This is a genomic window from Acidisoma sp. L85, assembly GCF_009765865.1.
Classification (GTDB): Bacteria; Pseudomonadota; Alphaproteobacteria; order Acetobacterales; family Acetobacteraceae; genus Acidisoma.
The window spans coordinates 285,239-311,175 of the sequence record NZ_LMUQ01000073.1; the positions used below are offsets into that span (position 1 = coordinate 285,239).

General features: G+C 62.9%; 24 protein-coding genes and 1 pseudogene. 13 read left to right on the forward strand and 12 right to left on the reverse strand.

Annotation, left to right across the window (positions count from 1 at the left end):
• Positions 1-29: 29 nt before the first annotated feature.
• Positions 30-638: an aminodeoxychorismate/anthranilate synthase component II gene (locus GSQ83_RS24910; protein ID WP_158805547.1), complete on the reverse strand. Its 609-nt coding sequence runs from the start codon at positions 636-638 to the stop codon at positions 30-32.
• Positions 639-735: 97 nt separating this feature from the next.
• On the opposite strand from GSQ83_RS24910, the gene msrB reads away from it, so the two are divergent.
• Together msrB and GSQ83_RS24920 are read left to right on the forward strand one after the other, a co-directional pair.
• Positions 736-1,149 (forward strand): peptide-methionine (R)-S-oxide reductase MsrB, encoded by a 414-nt coding sequence (msrB, locus tag GSQ83_RS24915; RefSeq protein WP_158805548.1) that lies wholly within the window; start codon positions 736-738, stop codon positions 1,147-1,149.
• 280 nt (positions 1,150-1,429) lie between these two features.
• Positions 1,430-2,425: a LacI family DNA-binding transcriptional regulator gene (locus tag GSQ83_RS24920; RefSeq protein WP_158805549.1), complete on the forward strand. Its 996-nt coding sequence runs from the start codon at positions 1,430-1,432 to the stop codon at positions 2,423-2,425.
• A gap of 349 nt (positions 2,426-2,774) precedes the next feature.
• Here GSQ83_RS24920 and GSQ83_RS24925 read toward each other — a convergent pair whose 3' ends face one another.
• The gene (locus GSQ83_RS24925; protein ID WP_158805550.1) at positions 2,775-3,368 is read right to left on the reverse strand and encodes a mismatch-specific DNA-glycosylase; all 594 of its coding nucleotides are present in this window, start codon (positions 3,366-3,368) and stop codon (positions 2,775-2,777) included.
• A gap of 131 nt (positions 3,369-3,499) precedes the next feature.
• Between GSQ83_RS24925 and GSQ83_RS24930 the strand changes: the two genes are divergently transcribed.
• The 6 genes from GSQ83_RS24930 to GSQ83_RS24955 all read left to right on the forward strand — a co-directional run bounded on the left by GSQ83_RS24930 (position 3,500) and on the right by GSQ83_RS24955 (position 10,135).
• Positions 3,500-4,285, forward strand: coding sequence for a glucose 1-dehydrogenase (locus GSQ83_RS24930; RefSeq protein ID WP_254065890.1), 786 nt, complete (start codon positions 3,500-3,502; stop codon positions 4,283-4,285).
• On the forward strand, positions 4,278-6,086 hold the full coding sequence (locus GSQ83_RS24935) for a glycoside hydrolase family 15 protein (protein ID WP_158805552.1): 1,809 nt from the start codon (positions 4,278-4,280) through the stop codon (positions 6,084-6,086). Before GSQ83_RS24930 ends, GSQ83_RS24935 begins: the two co-directional genes overlap by 8 nt.
• A gap of 438 nt (positions 6,087-6,524) precedes the next feature.
• Positions 6,525-7,805, forward strand: a complete 1,281-nt coding sequence (locus GSQ83_RS24940) for a neprosin family prolyl endopeptidase (RefSeq protein WP_158805553.1) — start codon at positions 6,525-6,527, stop codon at positions 7,803-7,805.
• A 351-nt stretch (positions 7,806-8,156) separates the two neighbouring features.
• Complete coding sequence (locus tag GSQ83_RS24945) at positions 8,157-8,945, forward strand: hypothetical protein (protein WP_158805554.1); 789 nt, start codon at positions 8,157-8,159, stop codon at positions 8,943-8,945.
• A gap of 73 nt (positions 8,946-9,018) precedes the next feature.
• Positions 9,019-9,612, forward strand: a complete 594-nt coding sequence (locus tag GSQ83_RS24950) for a patatin-like phospholipase family protein (RefSeq protein WP_158805555.1) — start codon at positions 9,019-9,021, stop codon at positions 9,610-9,612.
• A 340-nt stretch (positions 9,613-9,952) separates the two neighbouring features.
• Entirely contained in the window at positions 9,953-10,135 is a 183-nt protein-coding gene (locus GSQ83_RS24955) for a hypothetical protein (RefSeq protein ID WP_158805556.1), read from the forward strand.
• 206 nt (positions 10,136-10,341) lie between these two features.
• Here the strand turns inward: GSQ83_RS24955 and GSQ83_RS30920 are convergent, their stop codons facing one another.
• Positions 10,342-10,470 (reverse strand): hypothetical protein, encoded by a 129-nt coding sequence (locus GSQ83_RS30920; protein WP_256367078.1) that lies wholly within the window; start codon positions 10,468-10,470, stop codon positions 10,342-10,344.
• Between the two features lie 30 nt (positions 10,471-10,500).
• On the opposite strand from GSQ83_RS30920, the pseudogene GSQ83_RS31505 reads away from it, so the two are divergent.
• Positions 10,501-10,743, forward strand: a pseudogene (locus GSQ83_RS31505) (metallophosphoesterase family protein); the annotation flags it as partial.
• Between the two features lie 174 nt (positions 10,744-10,917).
• On the opposite strand, the gene GSQ83_RS30725 reads toward GSQ83_RS31505, so the two are convergent.
• A complete protein-coding gene (locus tag GSQ83_RS30725) occupies positions 10,918-11,754 on the reverse strand; it encodes a hypothetical protein (protein WP_254065891.1) in 837 nt (278 codons plus the stop codon).
• Between the two features lie 201 nt (positions 11,755-11,955).
• Here GSQ83_RS30725 and GSQ83_RS30130 point away from each other — a divergent pair, with 201 nt between their 5' ends.
• On the forward strand, positions 11,956-12,201 hold the full coding sequence (locus GSQ83_RS30130; RefSeq protein WP_216850562.1) for a hypothetical protein: 246 nt from the start codon (positions 11,956-11,958) through the stop codon (positions 12,199-12,201).
• Positions 12,202-12,272: 71 nt separating this feature from the next.
• On the opposite strand, the gene GSQ83_RS24970 is transcribed toward GSQ83_RS30130, so the two are convergent.
• Positions 12,273-12,899, reverse strand: a complete 627-nt coding sequence (locus GSQ83_RS24970) for a YjbE family putative metal transport protein (RefSeq protein WP_254065892.1) — start codon at positions 12,897-12,899, stop codon at positions 12,273-12,275.
• An 83-nt stretch (positions 12,900-12,982) separates the two neighbouring features.
• Between GSQ83_RS24970 and purB the strand changes: the two genes are divergently transcribed.
• Both purB and GSQ83_RS24980 read left to right on the forward strand, forming a co-directional pair.
• Positions 12,983-14,335 (forward strand): adenylosuccinate lyase, encoded by a 1,353-nt coding sequence (purB, locus tag GSQ83_RS24975; RefSeq protein WP_158805559.1) that lies wholly within the window; start codon positions 12,983-12,985, stop codon positions 14,333-14,335.
• Between the two features lie 266 nt (positions 14,336-14,601).
• The gene (locus GSQ83_RS24980) at positions 14,602-16,092 is read left to right on the forward strand and encodes an undecaprenyl-phosphate glucose phosphotransferase (RefSeq protein WP_158805560.1); all 1,491 of its coding nucleotides are present in this window, start codon (positions 14,602-14,604) and stop codon (positions 16,090-16,092) included.
• A gap of 130 nt (positions 16,093-16,222) precedes the next feature.
• On the opposite strand, the gene GSQ83_RS24985 is transcribed toward GSQ83_RS24980, so the two are convergent.
• The 6 genes from GSQ83_RS24985 to GSQ83_RS25010 form a co-directional block, all read right to left on the reverse strand.
• On the reverse strand, positions 16,223-18,739 hold the full coding sequence (locus tag GSQ83_RS24985; protein ID WP_158805561.1) for a cellulase family glycosylhydrolase: 2,517 nt from the start codon (positions 18,737-18,739) through the stop codon (positions 16,223-16,225).
• Between the two features lie 69 nt (positions 18,740-18,808).
• A complete protein-coding gene (locus GSQ83_RS24990) occupies positions 18,809-19,936 on the reverse strand; it encodes an acyltransferase (RefSeq protein WP_158805562.1) in 1,128 nt (375 codons plus the stop codon).
• Positions 19,937-19,946: 10 nt separating this feature from the next.
• Positions 19,947-20,711 (reverse strand): DNA repair protein RadC, encoded by a 765-nt coding sequence (gene radC / locus GSQ83_RS24995; RefSeq protein WP_158805563.1) that lies wholly within the window; start codon positions 20,709-20,711, stop codon positions 19,947-19,949.
• A gap of 71 nt (positions 20,712-20,782) precedes the next feature.
• Positions 20,783-21,478, reverse strand: coding sequence for an aspartate/glutamate racemase family protein (locus GSQ83_RS25000; protein WP_254065893.1), 696 nt, complete (start codon positions 21,476-21,478; stop codon positions 20,783-20,785).
• The gene (gene argF, locus GSQ83_RS25005; RefSeq protein ID WP_158805564.1) at positions 21,475-22,401 is read right to left on the reverse strand and encodes an ornithine carbamoyltransferase; all 927 of its coding nucleotides are present in this window, start codon (positions 22,399-22,401) and stop codon (positions 21,475-21,477) included. Before argF ends, GSQ83_RS25000 begins: the two co-directional genes overlap by 4 nt.
• Positions 22,398-23,594 carry an aspartate aminotransferase family protein gene (locus GSQ83_RS25010; RefSeq protein ID WP_158805565.1) on the reverse strand — a complete coding sequence of 399 codons (1,197 nt, stop codon included), beginning with the start codon at positions 23,592-23,594 and terminating at the stop codon, positions 22,398-22,400. The genes argF and GSQ83_RS25010 overlap by 4 nt, the downstream gene beginning before the upstream one ends.
• Positions 23,595-23,678: 84 nt before the next feature.
• Here GSQ83_RS25010 and GSQ83_RS25015 point away from each other — a divergent pair, with 84 nt between their 5' ends.
• A complete protein-coding gene (locus GSQ83_RS25015; protein WP_158805566.1) occupies positions 23,679-24,287 on the forward strand; it encodes a regulatory protein RecX in 609 nt (202 codons plus the stop codon).
• A gap of 179 nt (positions 24,288-24,466) precedes the next feature.
• On the opposite strand, the gene GSQ83_RS25020 is transcribed toward GSQ83_RS25015, so the two are convergent.
• Entirely contained in the window at positions 24,467-25,768 is a 1,302-nt protein-coding gene (locus GSQ83_RS25020; protein ID WP_158805567.1) for an MFS transporter, read from the reverse strand.
• Positions 25,769-25,937 lie beyond the last annotated feature (169 nt).

Genomic DNA, 25,937 nt, shown 5'->3' on the forward strand with positions numbered 1-25,937 from the left:
GAAGAGGCGGCGGCTCAGTAATCCGCCGCTCACGCGGCGCGGCGGGATACATCGCCAGGAGCGTTGCGGCCACGCGCGATGGCCAGGAAGTTTGCCAGGATCTCGTGCCCGTATTCGCTCGCAATGCTCTCGGGATGGAACTGCACGCCGAAGATCGGCAGGGTGCGGTGCCGCAGACCCATGATGATCCCGTCCTCGGTAAAAGCAGTCGGCTCCAGTTCGCCCGGCAAGGTCGAGCGCTCCACGATCAGGCTATGATACCGCGTTGCCTGGAATGGGCTCGGCAGCCCCTCGAACACGTCGCTGCCGCCATGCGTGATGGCGCTGACCTTGCCGTGCATAGGCGAGGGCGCCCGCACCACCGCTCCCCCGAAAGCCTGCCCGATCGCCTGATGACCGAGGCAAACTCCTAGCAAAGGAACCTTGCCCGCCGTGGCGCGGATGAGGTCGAGGCAGATGCCAGCCTCGTTCGGCGTGCAAGGACCGGGCGACAGCACGATCGCCTCAGGCGCCATGCTCACCACCGCATCCACGCTGATCGCGTCGTTACGCCAGACCTCGCTGGGCGTGCCGAGGTCGCCCAGGAACTGCACCAGGTTGAAGGTGAAACTGTCGTAGTTGTCGATGAGCACGATCATGCCGATATTGTGCTCCGCGCACCCCCATAGGGTCAATCAGAGCGCACCGCCCACGCCGGGCGGCCGAAGCACGCGGCGCGATGTTGAAGGGCAAAGCATGAGCACCCAGACCGAGATCAAAACCTACCCCGTGACCCACACGGACGCCGAGTGGAAGCGCCTGCTCACCCCCGAGCAGTATCAGGTGCTCCGGCACCACGGCACGGAGCGGCCGGGCAGCTGCGCCCTGCTGCGCGAGAAGCGAGCCGGAACCTTCGAATGCGCCGGCTGCGGGCAGGCCCTGTTCCACGGGGACACCAAGTTCGAGAGCGGCACCGGCTGGCCAAGCTTCAATGTTCCCCTCGCCGGCGCGGTCGAGGCGACAGAGGACCGCAGCCTGGGCATGGTCCGCACCGAGGTTCACTGCAGCCGCTGCGGTGGCCATCTCGGCCATGTCTTCCCCGACGGCCCACCGCCGACCTACGAGCGCTACTGCATGAACGGCGTCGCCCTGAACTTCGTTCCGGACTGATTTCGGCTGACGGCATCATCCGCCACGGCGTCTCGGACCAACTCCGAGGTGACGCGGCGGAGGAAGTTTCCCCAAAACTTGACGACATCCGAGCGCTGCGTCATCTGGAACGCTCCATGCGGGGAGTCTGCCTGATGTCTTTGGCGCGCGCGGCGGTGGTCGGGCGGACGGCGGGAAGCACAGGGGATAGCGGTTTCGTCAGGCTGGTAAACGCGCCGAACGGCTTAGTGGCCCTCTAGCCGTGCCGCCCCCGCGCAACCGGCCACCGACGATCCATGATGTGGCGCGACTCTCGCGGCTGTCGAAATCCACCGTCTCAAACGTCATTCGCAATGTGGCCGGCGTCAACCCGCAGACCCGCGAGCGCGTGCAGTCGGCAATCGTCGCGCTTGGCTATCAGCCCAATATCGTCGCCCGCCAGCTCGTGCAGCAACGCAGCGCGGTACTTGGCGTGGTGGTAGGCGACCTGGCCAATCCCTTCTATGCCGAGATGGCGAAGTTCATCGAACACTTCGCCACGTTCCACGGCTTTCAGGTGATGATCTGCAACACGCAGGTCGATGAGGACGTGGAATTCACCGGCATCCGTAACCTCATCGAGCACCGGGTCGCCGGCCTCCTATTCCTCGCCTACGCGGGCGATGCGGAGGGAGCGCGCACCGTCGTGGGTGACCGTGTGCCGGTCGTCTTCGTCACCTGTTCCGCGAACTGGGGCGATGTGGTCGCGGTGGACGATGTCGCGGCGGCGACCGCGGCCACGCGGCACCTGATTGCGCTTGGGCACCGGCGTATCGCCTATTTCGCGGACTCGGTGCGGGAGGAAAAGGCTGATGTCGATCGTAGGGGCGGCTATGCCGCTGCCCTCACAGAGGCCGGTCTCGCGCCATGTTTTCTGCTTTGGCACGAAAAGCCCGATACCGCGCTGATCGACGGTGTCGTGGCGCCGATTGAGGCGGTGCTAACCGGCGACAAGCGGGTTACCGCCATTTTCGCCGCGAACGACCTCCACGCCATCGAAGTGCTCGACTGCGCCGCGCGCGCGGGTCTGCGGGTGCCGGAAGATCTCTCGGTGGTTGGCTTCGACGATATCGCGCTCGCCCGCTTAGCGCGCATCGGCCTCACCACCATCGCGCAACCGAAACAGGCACTGGCGCGTCTTGCGGTGGAGACCCTGACCCGCCGCATCTCGGGCGAACTTGATGGCGCCTTTTTGCGGCACAGCCCGGACTTCACTCTGATACCCCGCATGACCTCCGCGGCAGCTCCGGACTGGTGAGGGTCCCCGGTGCCCGATCCAAGCAGTGCGCGCTTCCTCCGAAATCTCGTGACTCGCTGAGCGGCTTTCTGGGGGCGGCGCGGCCGCAAGCAGGCCGCGCCGCCCCCGGGCGCGGACTTACTGGGTTCTGGTGTCCTTGGCAGCACTGCCTGCACCCGCGGTCGGCGCAGAACTCTGGCCAGGTGACGCCGTCTCTTTTACCGGCAACTTACGGGCAGGCTCTTGAGCGCAGGCCGCGAGCAGAATTGCGCCGGCGAGAAGGGCGAGGATCGAAGAGGATTTCATTACAGCTCCGGTGGTCGAGAAAGCGGGAAGTCCGCGTTTATTACCTTGAACTGTCGGGCGTGGTTCACAAAGCCGTGCTTCGTGAAGATCCGGTGATAAGTTTCGCTGAACGCATCGCACGGAGCCGTGCCACATGTCCCGCCAGCTCATGCCAAGGCGCGGCGTGCCAGGCACGGCAGGCGAGGCCCGAGGTCGAAGGCAGTACGAAAATCGCGGGAAGTTCCGCCTCCGGCAAATCCTCCTGGCGGCCATAGGCGAGGCGGCCAGTGGGCACGCCAAGGAATGCGGAGGCGGCCCGTTTACTGTTGAAGGCGAGCACTCCGGGCAGGTACCGCCGCAGGCTTGCCGCCAGCCTCGCCCGGTCGAACCCCGTTGCGGGCAGGGTATCGTCCTGCCCGAAGGCGGTCTTGCAGACATCGGTCAGCCCGATGCCGATTGCCAGCATCTCGGGATATTGCTCGGGCCGGAGCAGACGCGGCGTAAGCCCGGTCTCGGCGAGGATCCGCCAGAACCGATTGCCCGGATTGGCGTAATAGGCCTGCCGCGCGGCCGATATCGTCCCCGGAGCAGTGCCACAGATCACAAGGTCGAGGCCGGGCGCCAGCACATCGGGAACGATGTCCGGGAGCGGGGTCAGGGCGAGGTCGGCAACGTCCATGGCGCGCGGTCTAGGACAAAACCCAATCCGCATAAAGCCGCGGCGTCTCGTCGCGGGCTCTGCCATTGCCCCTCGTGCAACAGCCCCAACTTTAGTCGCGGACAAGCGGGAGCGGTTGCATGGAATGCCGGGTGGATGGACAAGTCGCGATCGTGACGGGTGCGAGTTCCGGGATCGGCTATGGCTGCGCTGAAGCCCTGGCCGAGGCGGGCGCCGCCGTCGCGATCAACTACAATAGCCAACCGGATCCGGCCGCGGCTCTGGCAAAGAAGATCACCGAGGCCGGCGGCCGCGCCATTGCCATCGGCGCCGACGTATCCAAACCCGAGGATGTCGAAAAACTCTTCGCCGAGACGCTCGCTGCCTTCGGCGCCATCGACATCCTGATTGCCAATTCCGGCATGCAGAAAGACGCCCCGCTGACTGAGATGACGATCGAGGACTGGCGCAAGGTGCTCGACGTCAACCTCACCGGCCAGTTCCTCTGCGCTCAGGCTGCGGTCCGCCAATTCCTTCGCCAGACCGATCGCAAGGTCTCGCGCGCCCGCGGCAAAATCATCTGTATGAGTTCGGTGCACGAGGTCATTCCCTGGGCTGGGCATGTAAACTACGCGGCCTCCAAAGGCGGCATCATGCTGATGATGAAGACCATGGCCCAGGAAGTCTCCGAACACGGCATCCGCATCAACTCGATCGCGCCCGGCGCCATCCGCACCGCAATCAACGTCAAAGAAACCGAAGGCGACAAGGCGAAGGAACTGCTCAAGCTGATCCCTTACGGCCGCATCGGCGAGGCCACCGATATCGGCCGCGCCGCCGTCTGGCTCGCCTCTGACCAATCGGATTACGTTGTCGGCACCACGCTCTTCGTCGATGGCGGCATGTGCCTCTATCCCGAGTTTCGCGGGAATGGCTGAGCCCGTGCCGCCCGAGCGCTCAATCAGCGACCACGGCATCATCGGTGACCGCGCCACCGCGGCTTTGGTTTCCCATGATGCCGCCATCGACTTCCTGTGCTGGCCGCATTTCGACAGCCCGACGATCTTCGCCGAATTGCTCGACCCTTCAGGCGGCGTGTTCACGCTACGCCCTGATCTACCCGGCGCGCGTCGCATCCAGTCCTACATCCCCGATACGAATATTCTCGTCACCCGCTGGCTCTGTACCGAAGGCAGCGCGGAGGTGTTGGATGTGCTGGTGCCCAGGGATGGCCCAGGCGGCGGCCCCACCCGCCTTATCCGCCGCGCCGCCGCCACGCGCGGACGCGTGACCTTTCACCTCCTCTGCCGCCCGCGCCCCGACTACGGTCGCGAAACGCCGGCCGCCGGGGCTGGTGAGCGCTCAGTGACTTTCCAATCCAGCACGCTCGGACCGCTGCGCCTGAGCGGCCATGCCAGCCTTTCCGCCGGCGAGGGCGAAGCGACCGCGGAATTCACCCTCGAAGCCGGTCAAACGGTGGCGTTTCTTCTCGATGGTGCCGATCCCGCGCCGGACGCGCAGGCGCTCGACGTCCTGATTGAGATGGCGACCGAACATTGGCGGAAGTGGAGCGCGCGTTCCTCCTATCGCGGCCGCTGGCGAGAGACCGTGATGCGCTCCGCACTGGTTCTCAAGCTCATGACATCGCGCGATCATCATTCGATGATCGCCGCACCCACCTTCGGTTTGCCGGAATCCCTCGGTGAAGGCCGCAACTGGGATTATCGCGCCACCTGGATCCGCGACGCATCCTTCACTGTCTACGCCTTCATCCGCCTCGGCTATATCGAGGAGGCCAGCAACTTCATGAACTGGGTCGAGAATCGTTTGGCGGATTGCGATTCCGACGGTCAGGTGCAGATCATGTATCGCCTCAACGGTGGCAAGGATTTCCCGGAAAGCGAACTCGATCACATGGCGGGCTTTCAAGGCTCACGCCCGGTGCGTATCGGCAACGATGCTTCGGGCCAAGTGCAGCTCGACATCTATGGCGAGCTGATGGATAGCCTCTACCTCAAAAACAAATATGGTCGCGCGATCAGCTACGAGAGCTGGCGCAATGTCGAGCGCATGATCGGCTATGTTGTGAAGCACTGGCGCGATCCCGACCACGGGATCTGGGAGGTACGCGGAGAACCGCGTCATTTCCTGCACTCGCGGCTGATGTGCTGGGTCGCCCTCGATCGCGCCATCCGTCTCGCCGACAAGCGTTCATTGCCTGCTCCCATCGCGGAATGGGGCAAAGTGCGAAAAGAGATTTATGAGAGCATTCATGGAGAGTTCTGGAACGCCGAGGCCGGACATTTCGTTCAATGCAGCGACAACACCGAAGTCGATGCGTCACTTTTGCTGATGCCTTTGGTCCGCTTTATCGGTGCCACGGATCCGCGCTGGGTCGCGACGCTCGATGTCATCGAGAAACGCCTAACGGATGGCAGCCTGGTCTGGCGCTATCGCGGCGATGACGGGCTGGCGGGCAGCGAGGGCTCCTTCACCGCCTGTTCTTTCTGGTATGTCGAATGCCTGGCGCGCGCCGGGCGGCTGGAAGAGGCGCGCATGAAGTTCGAGCGCATCCTCGGCTACGGCAACCACCTCGGCCTCTTCGCCGAGGAGCTAAGTCCACGCGGTGACGCACTCGGCAACTTCCCGCAGGCTCTCACGCATCTCGCCCTGATCAGCGCCGCCTATTACCTCGACCGAGAATTGGCAGATGGTCGCGTCGAGACATGGAAGGCCTGACACCGCTTCGCGCAAGTGCTACTTTCAGGCGTCGAACGCAGCGTGCGGCTATCCATGATCCTCCCGCAGCGGATACTCTCGCTGCGGCGCATCTTCCTCGATCAGGGCCAGATTATTAACAACCATCGACTACTTCTCGTCGCTGACATCAAACGGATCGGGCTTAAGGGCAGAAGCGGTACATATCCGCGCCATTAATCCACGGCCATCGAAAAGTGCGTAACAGGCTCTAATAATAGCTGCTGGGCCACGCGATTGGAACCGGCTCAATCTGTAGCTCTACAGCTAATAATTGATGAAAATATAGACGCCCCTGATGACTTCCTACTATACGTTCTTGTTTCGGAACTTTCTTGTGGACTCGACCCGATTTCTTCGTTAGATCGTGTTTTAAGCGCCGTAGAATGCGCAGGCAGTTTCTCTGTCGGGAGCGGAAAGATGTCGTCCGATGAAGACGCAAGAATGTTAGAGCCGTTCGAGGTCTTCTACGATAATCTGGCAAAAGCCACTCACAATGATTATAAGACAAAGCAACATTCTAAGGTAAAAGATTCGACCTCGTTCGAAGCGCAGCGACATCATTTACTTAGTCTTTATGATAACGTTATGGTGTCGCACAGTTTCGTAGATACGGGTGGTCAAGTATTCGACTGTGTACCCGTTAAAGAGCAGCCGGCCCTAAAGAGGTCGGGCAGGCCCCTTGCATCGCCGCCGGTTTTGCCGAGGTGCGCGTCCGATCCCGTCCCATCAAATATTCCTAGCTTGGCTCCTTTACGTCCCGGGCGCGCTGACCGTTACGGCAATGCGATGACGTGTCCCGAAGGTTCTGTTCCCTTACGACGCGTTACGTTAGGCGAGATGACCAAATTCGAGGACCTCGAGCATTTCTACAAGAAGAATCCTAGGAGTAACAGAAAACGATCATCTCAGCTCTTTACCCGCCCCGATGCGCCAAGTTCGACAGAACCCCCACACGAGTATGCGCATGCGTATCAGCGGGTCAACAACATTGGCGGACACAGCTTTTTGAACGTCTGGGATCCAACTATCGTGGACCCCCAAGTATTTTCGTTGTCACAACAATGGTATGTCGCAACAGGAAGCGCCGGTCTTCTCCAAACGGCGGAGGTCGGCTGGCAGGTCTTCCCACAAAAATACGGCCACTCGAAGCCTGTCCTGTTCACTTATTGGACCGCCGACGGCTACACAAGCAGCGGCTCTTATAGCGCTGATGCTGGAGATTTCGTGCAGTACAGCCCGACGTGCGCCATAGGTGTTGCACTGGAGCAAGTTAGTGCGCTTGGAGGCGAGCAAGCGGAATTAGAGCTCAGCTTCCTGCTCTCCGAAGGAAACTGGTGGCTTTACGTGAATGGCACCGACGTTGTTAATGCTGTAGGATACTATCCGACCACACTTTACAGAAATGGTCCGATGACGACTGGAGCCACCGAGATAGACTATGGCGGAGAAACTGTCGGCGCGGGTTCATATCCCGCAATGGGAAGTGGAAACTTCGCGGCTCAAGGTAGCGGGCAAGCGGCGTATCAGCGAAATATTTACTACTATCCGTCGGGTGGCAGTATTCAAGACGCTGATCTTCTGCCATCGCAGGACTGGCCGGATTCCTATACGATCATAAATCAACAGTCGGCTGATTGGGGAAAGTACTTTTTCTTCGGCGGTCCAGGAACAGTAGCTCGGCCCACAGGGGTTACATAATCTTAACTAATGCAGGTGGCGTGGTGAACCCTTCTTCGGGCGGACAGCTCCACCGAACTTCGCCTTCATTCAAAATCTAAACAGCGCCTCTCTTCGCGCTAACGTTCGTTGCTCCACTCAAGCCAGTTTGTCAAGCGATCGACGGTCTGCGTGTCCTTAGAGCGACTCTGTGACTTAGGCATGTACAGTTCTCAATACTCAAAAGCATGTCAATGGCGGCGCGATTTAATTAGGATTCATGATGAGCGTCGACGACATCGACCAGATACCCGCGAAAGGAGACCTGCTCAGTGGGCATCGGAGGCGACAGAAAGCAAAGACACTTGTCCCAGCACTGAAAACGAGACGGGGGTGCCAGCGGCGCCGGGCAGCGCACTCGATCCAGCGCCAGAGGGTTTTGTTATCGATGTTATCCTCGGCGCTGCTTGGTATGCCAGGAAATATCGGTCCGCTGAGGCAACTGCTTATTGGTACTTCGCGGCCAACCTGGCGCTTGTCGCGTGCGTTCCACTAGTCCTCTATTTAGTCTCGCAAACTAAGGGAACTGGCGCTTCACAGACCGCGACCGCGGTCGCGCAACTCAGCGGGCTCCTCACCGGCGTCTTCGCGCTGCAGAAGATGTTGTCCGCCTGGTTCCCGTCTTCCGCCGGCACGGCGAGGTGCCCGCCTGTCGACAATGTCGTCAACGCCATTGCCAGTAGCGGTGGTGGAAGCGGGCCGGTTGCGCCCGGCGCCGGGTTTGCGGTTCCTACGTTCGGTTTTGCCCTTCCCAGGCGCGTTGTGCCAGGTCCAGCGCCTGCTCCCGGAGCGCCTCAACTAGCCCAAGGCCAAGCTACCTTTGAGGATCTGGTGGATGTGGGCAAAACGAATCTACAAGTGCTCCCTTCCGAGGTTCAAGACGATAGCGTTACGAACAGGATATTCAGGATAATGATCAAATCCTCGGCGCAGGCTCAGCTTGACAGAGCAAGAGTCCCGGGGCCGCCTGGAGGCGTTCCCAACGACCGCGTGCAAATGGAGCAAGCGAAGTTGGATGCCTTCAGCGTTCCTTCGAGCTTGACGGTCGGCGAGCTCAAATCATTCGCCAAGAAAGCCGCCATCGCAACATTAAACGACACGGTCCTAGCCATCATTACCTGACGGAAGTCAGCATACTGCGCTTCTGTCTCGACCGAATTTTGCTTTAGTTTTTGGGAAGAGGATCATCTTATCGATGCCTTTTTTTCTGGACGAAGATGGCCCGCCTCGCGATGCCATCGCACTTTGTTTCTCAGGCGGTGGCTATCGAGCCATGCTCTTCCATGCAGGCGCGATCTGGCGACTTAACGAGCTCGGCTTGCTCCGGAAGATTGCACTGGTCTCAAGTGTATCCGGCGGATCGATCGCGGCGGGCGTTCTCGCGGTGGCCCTGGCCCGTACGGACCTTCAATGGATTGGGGAACACCTGACAAATCTCGATCAGGTCTTCATCCGGCCTATTCTCAAGCAAGCTGGCGACGGCATCGACTATGAGGCAATCACACTCGGTCTCCTACCTTGGGACCACGCTTTTAGGCATGTGGCCGAATCCTACGGACGCAACTTCGCAGGCACAAGAACGCTGCAAGACCTGCCTAGCCAGCCAGAATTCGTCTTCAATACGACGAACTTGATGAGTGGTCGGGACATGCAATTCTCCCGGAGTCTTGTACTGGATTGGCAGGTCGGCAGCATCCGGAACCCCAGTTTCCCGCTCTCAGAGGTCATCGCTGCCTCCTCAGCCTTTCCGCCGTTCTTTCGCCAGCCGCCTTCGATTTCAGCCACCTGACAGTCGATCCGCCGCAGAACGATGGAGGATTGCACCGGCCGCCTTTCACCCAGCGACGCATGCTGTCAGACGGCGGGGTCTACGACAACATGGGTCTTGAACCCGCCTGGAAGCGTTTCAAGACACTTCTTGTCAGCAACGCTGGGCGCCCGTTCGGCGATCTCGAGGCGCCCCCGACCGACTGGCTCAGCCAACTCCGGCGCGTCGTCGATATAACGATGGACCAGGATCAGGCGCTTCGTGAACGGATCCTGATCGGCGCGTACCGAGAAAATATCAGGACAGGAACTCTCTGGGGATTGAACGTCATGCCGGTGGTGCCGGCACGCTGCCTCCCGGCTTGTCTCAAGCCGAGTATGACAAGGCGAGGGATACGAGGACGCGGCTGAACACCTTCACGACGGATGAGCAGGCTTTGCTGATGAAGGCGGGCTATGCCTTAGCGGAGGAGAGCATCCGCCTTTACTACGCGCCGTCGGCGGGGCTCAGCACGGCGCCGGGAACTACTCCGCCGACGCCATAAAAAAGAACGCTTCAACGCGGCCTCCACACGAGGCCCATCAAGGAGTGACAGAAGCGATGGCGCATCCTCCAAACTCACCGTCTCCTGCCGCCAGTATGCCCACGCGTTACGCAACTCCGACCTATCACTTGCCCCCGCTATGTGGGGGAGTCCCAGCCGCCGCCAGCCACAAACAACTGGTTGATTGGAGCAAAGAGCAACTCGGTTCAATCCCGCCACCAAGCGGCGATGGCAATATCGACCTGGGCGACATCATCGGCGGCGGCGGCGTGCAGGAGATCGAGCAGCTCGGGGAAATCCGCTTCCACGTGCTCGATGACAGCGGCGCCGGCCATGCCGACGAGGCCGAAGAAATCGCCAACGAAATGGCAACTGATTTCAAGCCGAGCGCTGGGGGGCTCAATCCCGCCTTCCTATTTCATCTGGGCGACGTGCTCTACGGTCCCGGCAAAGCCGACCACTACGGCGAGCGATTCTACCGGCCGTATAGCCACTACCCGGGAAAGATCATTGCTATTGCCGGCAATCACGACGGTGAAGCCAAAACCCCAGCCGATAAGCCATCGCTCAGCGCCTTCCGAGCAAACTTCTGCACGACTCAGGCTGTGATACCCCAGCAGGCCGCCGGCAGCGGCATTTATCGGCAGACGATGACGCTGCCGGGAGTCTATTGGTGCCTCGATGCTCCTTTCGCACTGTCGTCGGAAATCCGGCAAGATCAGAGACTCAGATCACGCCGATTTCCGCAGCCTGCGAGCCGGGCTAAAGAACGTGCTGATACTTTACACTGGCACAATCTTACAGAAAAACGGCATGGGAAGAAGGACGCCACGATCTGCATAGCACTCCTTTATGATCTTTTGGTACCTGGGATCGTACAATATGCCGATTATAAAATGCTTGACGGAGTCAAAATGCGCGTAGTTTATCAGTGCCAGTTGTTGGTCCGCGTCGAGTGCCTGCAGAGGAAAAGATGACCGGATTTCGCCAATATCGAAGAACCATGGGAGCGCTTCTTGCCAGGCGGGCCATAAAACTTCGGGCTTGCTAGGACCGGGGAAGAAATTGAAGAACTGGATGAGATTGGGATCCCGCGAGACCGAGCTGTAGCGCATCATGTTCTTAAAGGTGCCAACAGAGAAGGAGGTTACGTCGCGCGTCAGAATCTCAAACTCTTCCCCCTTTCGCTTCCAAACTTGCGCCGCCACTGTTGCATGTTCTGGGCTCTGAAACTCAACTATCAAAGCCCAATCGGCGATCGCGTTATTCAACATCATCTGGGCAACGGGCACCCCAAGAAATTTCTCGATGTGGAGCTGCTCAGCATCATGCAGCGCAGTTTCACAGATGGCCTGGTCGAACGGAACCGCGCCGCCGAGTTCATTCCGCCGGATCTGACGGTAGGCAGTGATATCCGTCACTCCCGAACTCGCGGCCTTAGCGCGTAATGCGGTGGCGAATGCCCTTACCCTGTCGGAAAAGTCGGAGATATGCGGTCCCTTGAGAGTGACGACGGCAAAACCTGCCGGCACCGGCGCTGCCGCAATCCCCTCCGTCAGCGTAGCGGCATGCGGATTGTGCAGTCCCGGATAAGGAAACTTAGTGAAGTCAACAGTCATGGTGCTACCACTCCTCTCGTTACTATGCGTTATGCGCGTTGAAGTTTGAGGGCCGCGTAATTCTCCACGGCGATCCGCACGAGTCACTTGATACCGCAGGCTGACCTTGGGCCTTGATCGACGCGCCAGCGCGCCGGCATCATCCCACATTGCCACCTTAACATAGATAGCCACGCTCACTGCTTCGGTCGCCGCAGGGCCATGATACGCTTTGGTATTTGGGTTGTGAAGTTGCTAGTACGAAACAAAAAAGAATTGTCGCTTCGCATCATCAAGCGAGGCCATGCGGGCGGCGTGCCAATCGGCCGCGCCATCGGTCAGACTGCGCGGGGCACCGCCTACATCAAGCGCAATCCGCGCTGTATCAGCATAGCACATGTGCTTGGCGCCCATGCCAATCACACGGCGCACTTTCAGATTGCTGGAAAAAACGGGAGTAAGGTATGAATCACGACGATAGTGTTAGACAGCAAACTCTTAAGAAACTTCTAACTACACGGGACAGCGAGGCTCAAACCTTACCCCGCGACCATCGCCCAAACATCGATACCAAAATGGTCGAGCACGCTATGCGCGCCCTCCCAGATCATGCGCAAAGACACAAAGAATACGACGAATAACCCAACCCAGGCGATCCACCGCCGCTTCTCCAACTGCGTCGCAATCAAACTAGCGGCAACCCCCATCAGCACCACCGAAAGCAACAGGCCGAGGGCCAGGATCCAGGGATGGTCATGCGCGGCCCCGGCAACCGCCAGCACATTGTCCAGGCTCATTGATATATCGGCGATGGCGATCTGGATTGCCGCCTGCAACACGGTCTTGCTCTTCGCCACGCCACCCGCCCCATGAGCCGGCCGGCGCCGCAGTTCGCGGAACATCTTCCAGCAAACCCACAGCAGCAGCAGCCCGCCCGCCAGCGTCAATCCGATGATCGCCAGCAGCCGTAGCGCCACGAAGGCCATCGCCACGCGGATGACCACGGCGAAGCCCACGCCGAACAGCACCGCCCAGCGCCGCTGCCCGGCCGAAAGGCCGGTAACGGCCATGCCGATGACCACGGCATTATCCCCGGCCAGCATGAGGTCGATCACCAGCACCTGGGCCAGGGCGGCAAGCTGGGAGAGCAGCAGATCGTTCATCATCCCCTACCTCATGATCCGCCCCCTCCTTGTCAACGCCGCCCCCTGACGTTAGGGCGACCGGGCACCGCAGCCGGAACACCGCCATGGTCCCCCGCTATTCCCGCCCCGAGATGGCCGCCATCTGGTCGCCCGAGAACCGCTATCGCATCTGGTTCGAGATCGAGGCGCTGGCGGCCGAGGGCATGGCGCTCACTGGCGCGATCCCCGAGGAGGCGGCCCGCGTCATCCGCGAGAAGGGCGACGCCCGCCTCGCTACAATCGGCCCCGCCGATGTCGCCCGGATCGATGAGATCGAGCGCGAGACCCGCCATGACGTGATCGCTTTCCTCACCTGGCTCGCCGAGGGCATCGGCCCCGAGAGCCGCTACGTCCATCTCGGCATGACGAGTTCGGACGTGCTCGACACCTGCCTCTCGGTGCAGCTCGTGCAATCCACCGACCTGCTCATCGCCGATGTCGATGCGGTGCTGGCGGCGCTGAAGACCCGCGCGATCGAGCATAAGCACACCCTGACCATCGGCCGCAGCCATGCCATCCATGCCGAACCCACCAGCTTCGGCCTCAAGCTCGCCGGCCATTACGCGGAATTCGCCCGCAACCGGGCGCGGCTGGTCGCGGCGCGGGCCGAGATCGCCACCTGCGCCATATCCGGCGCGGTCGGCACCTACGCCCATCTCGACCTCGCGGTGGAAGCCCATGTCGCCGGGAAGCTCGGCCTGGCCATCGAGCCCGTCTCCACCCAGGTCATCCCAAGGGACCGCCACGCTGCGTGGTTCTCCGCCCTCGCCGTGGTGGCGAGTGGGATCGAACGCCTCGCGACCGAGGTGCGGCATCTGCAGCGCTCCGAGGTGCGGGAGGCGGAGGAGTTCTTCCACCCCGGCCAGAAGGGGTCGAGCGCCATGCCCCACAAACGCAACCCGGTGCTCAGCGAGAACCTCACCGGCCTCGCCCGCATCGTCCGCGCCGCCGTCGTGCCGGCGCTGGAGAACGTCACCCTGTGGCACGAGCGCGATATCAGCCACTCCTCGGTCGAGCGCGTCTTCGCGCCGGATGCCGCCATCGCACTCGACTTCGCGCTGGTGCGGCTGGCCGGGATGATGGCGAAGCTGGTCGTTCACCCCGAGCGGATGGCGGCCAATCTCGATGCGCTGGGCGGCGTCGTGCATAGCGGCGAGGTGCTCCTCGCGCTGGCCCGCGCCGGCATCCTGCGGGAGGACGCCTATCGCATCGTGCAACGCAATGCGATGGAGACCTGGACCAAGCTCGGCACGCCCGAGGGCCGCGACTTCCGCACCAACCTAGACGCCGATCCGGAAGTTGCCGGCCGCGTCCCTTCCGCGATCCTGGACGAGGCCATGCGACCCGAGGCCCATCTGCGCAACATCGACCGTCTCTTTGAGCGCGTCTTCGGTGAAAAGAGCGCAGGCGACAAATGATTGCGTCGGCCTCCGGTCAACGCGGCCCCATCTGAATTGCAATCCCGCGCACTCACGAAGCCGGGTTGCGTTCCATCGCGCCCTGGCATTTGACGGGAATCGCGCGGCACGACGAAGACCTCGAGCGCGTTACGACTTTGCAGGTACTGCGCGGTAATTTGGTGTTTCGTCCGCCGACACTTGGCAGTCGAAGAATTGAGTTTAATTGATTTTGAGTTAACAACGACTGTAGATAGTCCACCCCTCAGCGGAAGCGTGGAACATCGATGTCCGGGCATTTTGTCTTTCCGCCGTCGCTCGATCGTCCCCGCTCTCTCGTCCCCGCCTGGACACTGACGGGCGCAACCCTCTCAAGCCTTCTCGCGGGCGCCGACGTTTTGGCTGTCCTCGTCACCGGTTTGGTCTGCCGCCGCCTCAATCCGCTCGGACATACAGGCCATACGCTGCGCGAGATTCTCGTGATTCTCGCGACGGGTGCTTTGGTTGCCTGGCTCATACAGGAGAGGGGACTCTACCGCCGCCCCATGCGCGGCGAGACAATGCGCCTGCAGCAAGCCTTGGCACCGGCGCTTAGCGCTTTCGCATTTGTGGTGCTGGCCTTGCTGGTTTGGGACGGCATCGCAAGTCTAGCTACGCACGCACCATCTTTGGCGACCCTTGCCAACCGCAACTGGCTTTGTGCCTGGGCGCTCCTTTCGCCCTCAGCCGTGCTCGCCCTCCACGCCGTGCTCCATCCTTGGACATGGGAACATGTCGCGGGGGCGGAGCATCGGCGCCGCGCCATCATCATCGGCGGCGGAGATCACGTGCGCCATCTCGCCGCCCATCTCGCCGAGAACCCGCAAGACGCCTTCAGGGTCGTGGGCTTTCTGCCGACCACCAAGGGCGCGAGAGCCTTGGCTTTGCCGACATGGTCATTGCTGCGGGACCTGCTCGCCGTTCGAGACACCATCCGCGCGGGGGATGTCGATCTCATCGTGATCGCCTTGCCCGGCGCCGCCTCTTGGCGCATCCGGGAGATCGTCGGGCGCATGTCCGCGCTGCCGATCGACATTCGGCTCGCCCCGGATCTCGGCAGTTTCCATTTCCGCAATGCCCGCGTGTCCTCGATTTGTGGTCTCCCTTTCCTCCATCTCCGCGATCGTCCGATTTCCGGAACCGCCGCGGCAATCAAGCGTGCCGAGGATCTCGCGCTCGCCGCGGCGTTTCTGTTGCTACTTGCGCCGTTGATGACGCTGATCGCCTGCGCCATTCGCTTGGACAGCGCGGGACCGGTCTTCTTCAACCAGCCGCGTCTCGGCTTCAATCATCGCCTGATCCGCGTGAGGAAGTTTCGCACGATGCGGCCAGGCGCGCAGGATCTAGCGGGCTGTCGCCAGGCCGTCCGGGATGATCCGCGCGTGACACGCATCGGCCGGCTTCTCCGCCGCACCAGCCTCGACGAACTGCCGCAACTCTTCAACGTCATCCGAGGCGACATGTCGCTGATAGGACCGCGCCCGCATGCCTTGGGCACCGAGGCTGCCGGCCAGCCCTTCGACAAAGCGGTAGCCGACTACGCCGCGCGACACCGCGTCAAGCCGGGCATCACCGGCTGGGCGCAAGTCCATGGCTGGCGCGGCGAAACCGATACCGTCGAGAAGCTGCGTCAACGCGTCGCGCACGATATGTACTACATCGACAACTGGTCGATCCTTCTCGACCTCCGCGTCCTCGCGATGACCGCGCCGTCTTTGTGGTCGGAGCAAGCTTACTGAGATGAGCTCGTCCAAAGCTATCGTCATGCTCGGCGAAGGCCGAGCATCCACGCCTTCCTTCGCCGCCACAAGCAAGGCGTGGATCCTCGGCCTTCGCCGAGGATGACGTCACGGAGTCATTGCCACTGCGTCACTGCAAAGAAACGAGGTGAGCGTCCACCGTCGCACCCGCCGCACCGGCTGCCTGGAAGCTGAAACTCGTCGTGCCGTGTGCCACAATCGCGCCATTCGTCGTGGCATTGCCCAGCATGTAGACGTTGCCGACATGTGAGAGGATCGTCCCACCCGACAGCCCCGTGATGGCAGAGGCCGTATCGATCTCGACCCGCCAGGCATGCGAGGCCTTGTCGCTATCGTCGTTCACCGTCACGGTCGCCGTCCGCGCGCCGTTTGACACGTCTCCAATCGCGGCGGTGACATGGCCCGCGAGGCTCGTCGTCACGCTCGTATTCGTCGCCATTGTGCTGCTGCCATTGGTATTCACAACAGCCGCCTTCGCGGCCACAGTCGCCGCAGCACCAGGCACAAGCGTCGCCGTCGCGCTCGCGCGGCCAAGCGTCGTGGCCAGAGGATCACTCAGCGCCAGCATGAAGGTCAGCTTGCTCGTGGCCGCGCTGCCGAGAAGATGCACGGCGACAATTTCGCTCGTGGTGCCTGGCGCGAATGTCAGCGTGCCTGAGGTCGCGGTGTAATTGGTTCCCGCATGCGCCGTGCCGTCCTTGGTGGCATAGGCGATCGTCACGGTCTTCGTGGAGGCGGCCGAAAGCGTCACCGTGAAATCGACCCCGCTCGGCGCAAGCACGGTGGTGCTGTCCGCCGCGTGATAGAAACCCGGTGTGATCGCCGCGATCTTCGCTGGATCGACTGTCGCCCAATCATCTTCCAGGATGCCTCCGGTATCGCCGGAGGTCGGGTTCCAGTCCCAATATCCCCAGCTGATACCCTGCGCGCCGCCAACCCCGCCCGGCGCTTTCATATAAGCGACGAGTTGCTGCATCCATTGCTGGTCGCTCGTGGTTTGCAGCTTGGACCCGTATTCACCGACGAAAACCGGCGCCGTGCCTGTCTGATAGAGATTGCCCCAATACTGGTTCCACACCGCGGGCAGGTTGTTCGGGTAATTCGCTGCCGTGAACCAAGGCTGTCCGCTGACGGAAGCCGGATAGTCATGCGGCGAGTAGACGACCTTATTGGCGGTGGTCAGAACGACAGGGTGGGCCTTCGCGCCCATAAGGTTGCCGCCCCACCAAGTGTTGTTGCCCTGGTAGCTCTGCACGCCCTCGACGAACATCAGCCAGCTTTTGTTGACCGTTTGGATCGCGTCGCCCGCCCGCGTCGCGGCGGCCTCCCAGTCATTCGCGCTGCCATCGCCCCAGGTCGCGGCGCCATGCGGCTCGTTCGAGAGATCCGCGCCGATGACCGTATTGGTCCCGGCATAGCGCGTTGCCAGCGTCTTCCAGTCGGCGATCCACTGCGCCTCGGTATAGCCGCTGTCGTACCATAGCCCGTTGTCGTTAGGGCCGGAGCCCGCCGCGCTGCGATGGTCGTCCAGGATGATCTTGAGGCCGAGGGTCCCGGCATAGGCCACAATCTTATCCATGACCTGCAGGCCGTTCAGCCCCTGGAGATCCGGGTTCTTCGTGTAGTCGATGCCATTCGGCACGCTGGCGCTGTTGAGTAGCTGCAGCGAGAAGGGCAGGCGGATCGTGTTGAAGCCGAGCGAAACCATCTGCTTCATCATGGTCTGGTAGCTCTGCGCCCAGAGACCCTGCGGCGCGAAGGATGACGTCTCCAGCCCGAACCAATTCACCGCCGCGATCTTCACCGCGTGCCCGCTGGCATCGACGATCTGGTTCCCGCTGGTGCTGAGCGCTCCCGCCGGCAGCAACGTGCTTCCGGTCGCCGTTGTGTTGTTGGTTTCGGTGACGCTGACATCGGCCACGGTCGCGCTGGGCGGAACGTAAGGTGCGGGCGTCACGATGCTGCCGGTGGCGGTCGGGCGCGCGATCACGGCTCCACTCGGCTGGGAAAGCGTGAGGCTATAGGCTTTCGTGCTGCCGGCGGTGCCGGGATGCGTCGGCACGGTGATGGTCTGGCTCGTGACGCCGGGGGCGAAGGTCAGCGTGCCGCTGGCGGCGTTGTAATCCTTCCCGGCAGTGCCCGTGCCGTTGGCGGTCTTATAGCCGACGGTCACGGCGGTCTTGGCGGCGGCGGAAAGCGTTACCGTGAAGCTCTCGTTCAGCGTCGCGGCGGTGCCCTCCGTGACACTGCTATCTGAGACGGACAGGCTCGGCACGATTGGAGCGGAGGAGAGGGTTGCTCCATTCAGCGTGGCGCTGGTCGGAAAAACCGGGCTGCCGCCGGTCGCCTGGAAGCCGAAGGCGACATTGCCGCCCACCGCGATGGCGCTGTCATAGGGTAGATTGCCGATCACGTAGTTCGTGCCCGCGTGGCTGATGATCTGAGCATTCCAAATATTGGTAATCGCATTGGCGAGGTTGAAACTGACCGTCCAGCCGTTGACCGCCGTTTTCCCGGTATTGGTGATCGTCCCGCTGCCCGTAAAGCCTGTGTCCCAGTCGCTCGTATCGGTGATCGCGAAGGTTGCGCCTGTGCCGGCGAGCGTGGCGGTGGGAGTAGCGGCCATGGCGAATGAAATCCTGAGAACGAGATTTGTCGCATTAGCCGATAGCAGTATGTTAACTTTTGTTACAGTCTAAATTTCGTGATGAGTCCGCGCCAAATCCTCGGCAACTCGGTGCCCGTAGCGCCGCGCCGGACGCTCTATGAGGCGCAGGTTGGCCTCGACGAGCAGGATCAGCAGCGCCGTCGCTACGGCGATCACGAAGACGTCCGGCGCCCAGCCTCTAGACGCCACTGGCGGCAGAACCCGCGCCAGCATCGCCCGGGCGATCCAAAAGCTTGGCAAGTGGATGAGGTACAGGCTGTAGGACCGCTCGCCGATCCAGCCCATGAGGCCACGCCACCGGCCCACGCGGCGGAGATAGCCCCGGTCGAAACTGGCGATCCACACCAGACCCGCCGCCAGCACCGCCACCAGACCCATATGAAACGGCACGATCGCGTATCGCGCCGCCCCCACCATCAGCACCAGCAGCGTGAAGGGCAGGGGCCGCCAGATCCGGCTCTCCAGAAATCGGGGCGCCAGTGCCCGAGCCATCGGGCCGCCCTCCGCGAGTGCGATGAGCACCCCCAGCATGATCGCATCCGTCCGGACGAAGGACAGCAAGGAACCGAATTGCGGCCGGGGAAGGAGCAGCTGCAGCACCACGCCAAACCCGAGAACCTGTGGCAGAAGCCGCCCGGCAAACACCGCCACGAAGGGCAACACGAGATAGAACTGCTCCTCCAGCGACAGCGACCAGTAGACCGACAGCACCCCGCAATGTGCCTGACCTGCCACGCAGGCGGCCCAGTGGAAATTCGCGACATGCAGCACCGCCGCCGTCGCATCGGCGAGATCGAGCTGGATATGGCCAAAAAGATCAGTCCGGCGGGTGACGGCGGAGAGCAGAATGGGAATGGCGAGCCATAGCCAGGCGCTCGGCGCTAGCCGGAAGAAGCGGCGGATCCAAAATGCCCCGGCCTCGCGCCAGAATGCCTCACCGCTCGCGCCGCGCAGCCGCGGCAACAATGAGCGCGCGATGACATAGCCGGAAATGCAGAAGAACAGATCGACACCGCACCACAGCCCACCACCGAAATCCCAGCCCAATCCGTGATGCCATGGCAGCAGCACCTCGACATGGTTCAGGATCACCAACATCACCGCGACGCCCCGCAACACCTCGATCTCCGGGTTGCGCCCTGATGAGGCCTCCATCGCGTTGCTGCTACAACAAGCCCTCCCGGCGGAAACTCAGCCACCGCCCATTGCCGACGATGACGTGATCATGCAGCACGATGGAAAGCGGCTCCGCGGCCTCGCGGATCGACCGCGTCATCGTGATATCCTGCTGCGACGGCGTGGGATCGCCGCTCGGGTGGTTGTGCACCAGGATCAGCGCAGTGGCGCTGAGCTCCAAACCGCGCCGCACGATCTCGCGCGGATAGACAGGCGTAAGGTTAACCGTACCGCGCCCCTGCGCCTCATCCGCCAACAAGCGATTGCGCGTGTCGAGATAGAGCACACGGAAATGTTCCACCCGCTCGCGCGCCAGCACGGCATTGAGATATTCCATGAGCCGATCCCAGCTTTTGAGAACCGGCTGATCCATAACCTCGGCCCGCATAAGCCGCAGAGCCGCCGCCTGTATCGTCTTCAGCGCCGCGATTCCCGCGTCGCCCATACCCTCGACCTCGCGGAGTTCCTGCGCCGACGCCGAGATACATCCGGCATAGCTGCGAAAACGCGCGAGCAGAGCACGCGCGATTGCCTTGGTGTCCCGCCGCGGCAACGCCAGGAACAGCGTCATTTCCAGTACTTCGTGATCGGCCAAAGCCTCCGGCCCCGCTCGCAGCAACCGCAATCGCATGCGGTCGCGATGCCCTTCCGAGCCCACCGGCGCGGAAGCCGCGGACTGCGCAGAGAGCGGAGGACACAGCGTGCCTAGCAGATCTCCGGCTTCAGAGAGTTCGGACTGTCGTGGCTTTGCCATTGCGGCAGCCTGCCACGGCGCCACGTCAAGGCAAAGATGTTTCGATAACGAATCGTAAGCCGCTCGTGCGCCTAAGCCAGAGCCAGCTCCACCGCCGCCTCGACATGCAGTCCCGTCGTATCGAACATCGGGATGCCGGGTCGGTCGGATTGCGTGATGAGCAGCGGGATCTCGGTGCAACCGAGAATGACGCCCTCGCTACCCTGCGCCGCCAGCCGATCGACGACCGCAAGGTAAGTCGCCCGCGCGCTATCGGTGAACTGCCCGCGGCAAAGCTCGTCGAAGATGATGCGGTCGAGCACGTCCTGCTCCTCGGGCACCGGCACGTCGATGCGGATCCCGAACTGCTCCGTGTAGCGGCGCCGCAGAAATTCCGTCGCCATCGTCGGCTTTGTTCCGAGCAAGGCAATGCGCGAGAGCCCAGCCGCCTGGATCGCCCGCGCGGTCGGATCAACGATATGCAGAAACGGAATCGCGCGGCCCGCCGTGAAAACATCCGCCAGGCGATGCAGCGTGTTCGAGACGCAAAGGAAGAAATCGGCCCCGGCCGCTTCCAGCGCCGCCGCGCGATCCGCGAGGTAGGCGCCCATCACCTCCCAGCGGCCGTTGTGCACGCAGTCCGTGCAGAAAGCGAAATTCATCGAGGTCATCACAAGTTCGGCGGTATTCCAGCCTCCCAGCCGAGCATTCACCGCCGCATTCAGCCGCCGGTAGTAATCGGCCGTCGCCACATCGCTCGATCCGCCGATGATACCAATGCGCTTCAACCGCCAGCTCCGCCGCCGCCGAGCGCCCAGATGAGGATCCCCTTCTGTGCATGCAGCCGGTTCTCCGCCTCGTCGAACACCACCGAATAGGGGCCGTCGATCACCGCCGCCGTCACCTCTTCTCCGCGATGCGCGGGGAGGCAGTGCATGAACAGCGCATCCGGCGCCGCCTGCGCCATCACCGCCTCCGTCACGCGGAACGGCGCCAGCAGATTGTGGCGGCTCTCCCCCGCATCATCGGCCATGCTGACCCAGGTATCGGTCACCACGCACCGAGCATCGCGCACCGCCGCCAGCGGATCCTCCCCGAGCTCCACCCGCGCCCCTTCCGCGCGTGCCCAGTCCAGCACCCTGCGCGGCGGGGCGAGTTCGTTCGGCGTCGCCAGCCGCAGGTGGAAGCGGAAGCGCGCGGCGGCCTCGATCCAGCTACGCGCGACATTATTGCCGTCGCCCAGCCAGGCGATGGTCTGGCCGGAGATCGGCCCGCGATGCTCCTCGAAGGTCAGCACATCCGCCATGATCTGGCAGGGATGAGACGCCGCGGTGAGACCGTTGATCACCGGCACCGTCGCATGCCGCGCGAGTTCCTGCAGCTTCTCGGGTTGATCGGTCCGCAGCATGATCGCATCGACATAACGCGACAGCACCCGCGCCGTATCCGCGACAGTCTCGCCCCGGCCGAGCTGCATCTCGCGCCCCGACAGCACCACCACATCGCCGCCGAGTTCGCGTACGGCGAGTTCAAAGCTCACCCGCGTGCGGGTACTCGGCTTCTCGAAAATGAGAGCCACGGTCTTGTCAGTCAGCGGCTTGGCATGCCCGCGCCTGTCGGATTTGCAAACGGCGGCACTCTCCAGCATTCCCCGCAGGGTCGCGCTGTCGATATCGCTGAGATCGAGGAAGTGGCGCGGCCTGCCGCTCATGGCGAAGCCGCTTCCTTCGCCGGCAATGTGCATCGCGCGGCGGCGCGCGCGAGGCGGCTAAGCGCTTCGTCGCATTCCGTATTCGAGATAATGAGCGGAGGCACGAGACGCAGCACATTGTCCCCTGCGCCCACCGTCAGCAGACCTTCGGCGAGGCAGGCCGCCTGCAACTCGGTATTGGGCACGCCGCAGCGCAGACCGATCAGCAGACCCTGGCCACGGATCTCGGTAATGATGCCGGGGTGCTCGCGCATCAGCTTGCCCAGCCCCGCGCGCAGATACTCGGCCGTGCGCGCGACCCCATCGAGGAAGCCCGGCGCGAGCACGACATCCAGCACCGCGTTGCCGGCGGCGCAGGCGAGGGGGTTGCCGCCGAAAGTCGTGCCATGACTGCCGGGGCGCAGATGCTGCGCCACTTCCTCGCGCGCCAGCACGGCGCCTATCGGAAAGCCGCCGCCGAGACCTTTTGCCAGCGAAATGGCATCCGGCGTGATGCCCGCCCACTCATGCGCGAAGAGCTTGCCTGTGCGACCCATGCCGGTCTGGATTTCGTCGAGCCCCAGGAACAGGCCAAACTCGTCGCAAGCCGCACGCAGGCCGCGCAGAAAATCGGGCACGGCATTGCGGATGCCGCTCTCACCCTGGATCGGCTCGGCGATGATGCCGGCGGTCTCCGGCCCGATCGCGTCGCGCAGTGCGTTGAGGTTGTTGAACGGCACGTGGTCGAAACCATCCACGGGCGGCCCAAAGCCCTTGATATAGGCCGGGTTGCCGGTGGCGGAGATCATCGCCAGCGTGCGGCCGTGAAACGCGCCATCGAAGCAGATGATGCGCCAGCGCTCGGGATGGCCAGTTTCGGCCTGCGCCTTCCGCAGCATCTTGACCATGCCCTCGTTCGCCTCGGCGCCCGAGTTGCAGAAGAACACGCTGTCCGCGAAGCTCGCCGCCACCAGCCGCGCCGCGAGCCGCTCGGCTTCGGGCACGCGATAGAGGTTGGAGACATGCATGACGCGTCCGGCCTGCGCCGCGATGGCGGCCGTCAGACCCGCATGACCATGGCCGAGCAGCGAGGTCGCGATGCCCGCGCCGAAGTCAAGGAATCGTCGGCCATCCGTCGCATACAGCCAAGCGCCTTCGCCCCGCTCGAAAGCGAGGTCGGCGCGGTTGTAGTTCGGCATCAGCGCAGCGATCATGCGAACCTTCCAGGCACGGAAAGCAGCGATGTATGGGATCCGGGACCTATGACGTCAATCAATCCCCCGATGGCAGGTTAATGCATGGCGCGCAGCGAGCCGGGACGCATGGACGAGGCGAGTCTGCGGGAGGGGGCGCTCGCCCATATGCTGCGCTACGGCGGCACGGGCGCGTCCCTCACGCGCGCGCTCGACAAACGGATTCATCGCTGGGCGGAGGCGATGGGCGCGGCGGAGGGCGCCGATCGCGAGACCTTGGCGACGCAGGCGGAAAGCTGGCGAGCGGTGGCGCGGCAGGTGGTGGAAAGCCTCACCAAACTCGGCGCGGTCAATGATGCCGCCTTTGCCGAAAGCCGCGCGAGGCGCCTGCGCCGCACCGGCGGCTCCCGCCGCGCCGTCCTGGCCCATCTCGGCGCCAAAGGCGTGGGAAGCGAGACCGCCGCGACGGCCGTGCCGGAGAACGAAACCGCGGAACTGGCCGCCGCCCTGATCTTCGCCCGCCGCCGAAGGGTCGGGCCCTATTCCACAGAAGGCGGTCGGGCCCTCGAGCCAATGCGCGTCATGGCCGCCTTCGGCCGTGCCGGTTTCGGCTCCGCCGTGACCCGCCGCGTGCTCGCCTGCGACAGGGACGAGGCGGAGGACGTCATCCGCCGCGCCGCCAGCGGCGAGCCGCTCGCCGATCCCTTTGGCTAGGGTATGATGTCTCCAGATTGAACCGCGCTCATTCCACCACGTCATCCTCTCCGAGGATCAACGCCTTGCCTGCGTGACGAAGGCAAGGCTTGGATGGCACGGGGTGCCGAACGCCTTCGCGTGCCGTGACGAATCCGTTGGGTCGCCGCTCACTCCTGGATCTTCACCCGTGGCCTCCCTCAGGCAGCCGATGGGCTAAGCTGGCTGCTCGCCTTGTTGATGAAGACCGACAGGAAGGCCGCTCCCACCGCCAGCAATCCCGCAACAATAAAAGCCGGCATGTAACTGCCGTCCAACGTCCGCACGGCGCCGGCGAAGAAGGCGGCGCTGGCGGCACCAAGCTGGTGCCCTGCCACCACCCAGCCGAAGATCAGCGGCGCCCGCGTCTCCCCGAAAGCATCATTCGCGAGACGCAACGTCGGCGGCACGGTCGCGATCCAGTCCAACCCGAAGAACACGGCGAAGGTCGAAAGCCCGATTACGTCGAAGCCGGAGAAGGGCAGGTAGATCAGCGCCAATCCGCGGAGCCCGTAATACATGAAGAGCAGTTTTCGGGAATCGAAACGGTCGGTCAGCCAGCCGGACCCCGTTGTTCCGATCAGGTCGAAGATCCCCATCAGCGCCAAAAGCCCGGCCGCACGAACCTCGGGAATGCCGTGGTCGCTGCAGAGCGCGATGAGATGGGTGCCGACGATGCCGTTGGTCGTGAAGCCACAGACGAAGAAGCTCGCGAAGAGCAGCCAGAAGGTGCGGCTTTTCACACCCTCTGCCAAAGCGCCGAAGGCGTTGCGCAGCGGCGGCACGAGCGGTGGGGGAGGCGGCAGGTAGCTCGGCTCGGCGCCCCAAGGCACCAGCCCGATCGAAGCAGGCCGCTCCGGCACCAGCAATGCGAAGAGGGGCGCCACCAGCAGGGTCGCCGCCGCGACGGTCAGAACCACCGGCCGCCAGCCGGCGGAAGTCGCGATGGCGGAGAGGGCAGGGGTGAAGATAAGCGTTCCGGTCGCCGTGCTCGCCGTCAGCAGCCCCATCGCCAGGCCGCGATTGGTGGTGAACCAGCGGTTGACGATGATGGCCCCCAGCACATTGGCGACGCAGCCGGTCGCGATGCCGGACAGCACACCCCATGTGGCAACGAGCTGCCAAGGCACCGTCATGAAGGAGCTAGCACCCGTCGCGGCCGACATGCCGATGAGCGCGATGGTCACCACCCGCCGGACGCCAAACCGCTGGATCAGCGCGCCTGCGAAGGGACCCATCAGCCCGTAGAGGAAGATGCCGATCGCGGCGGCCAGCGCGATAATGGCGCGGCTCCAGCCGAAGCTGTGTTGCAGCGGCACCATCAGCACGCCCGGCGTGCCTCGCAAACCCGCAGAGACAAGCAGCGCCAGAAAGGCAACGCCCACCACCACAAAGATATAGCGCTTGCCGAAAGGGCGGCGCGCTGGCGGCACAGTCAGGGGAACGGCCGAACTGGATTGCATGACGCAATCCTAGGCCGGGTGGAGCGGATAGTAGAAGAGGCGATAGCGCAGCCGGAGGGTTGCTTAACTGTCGGCCTTATGAGCCTCGGCTGCCCCTTCGGCGCCCACAGCGATGGCATAGGCGGTATTGACCACCGCGACATGCGAAAAGGCCTGCGGAAAATTGCCA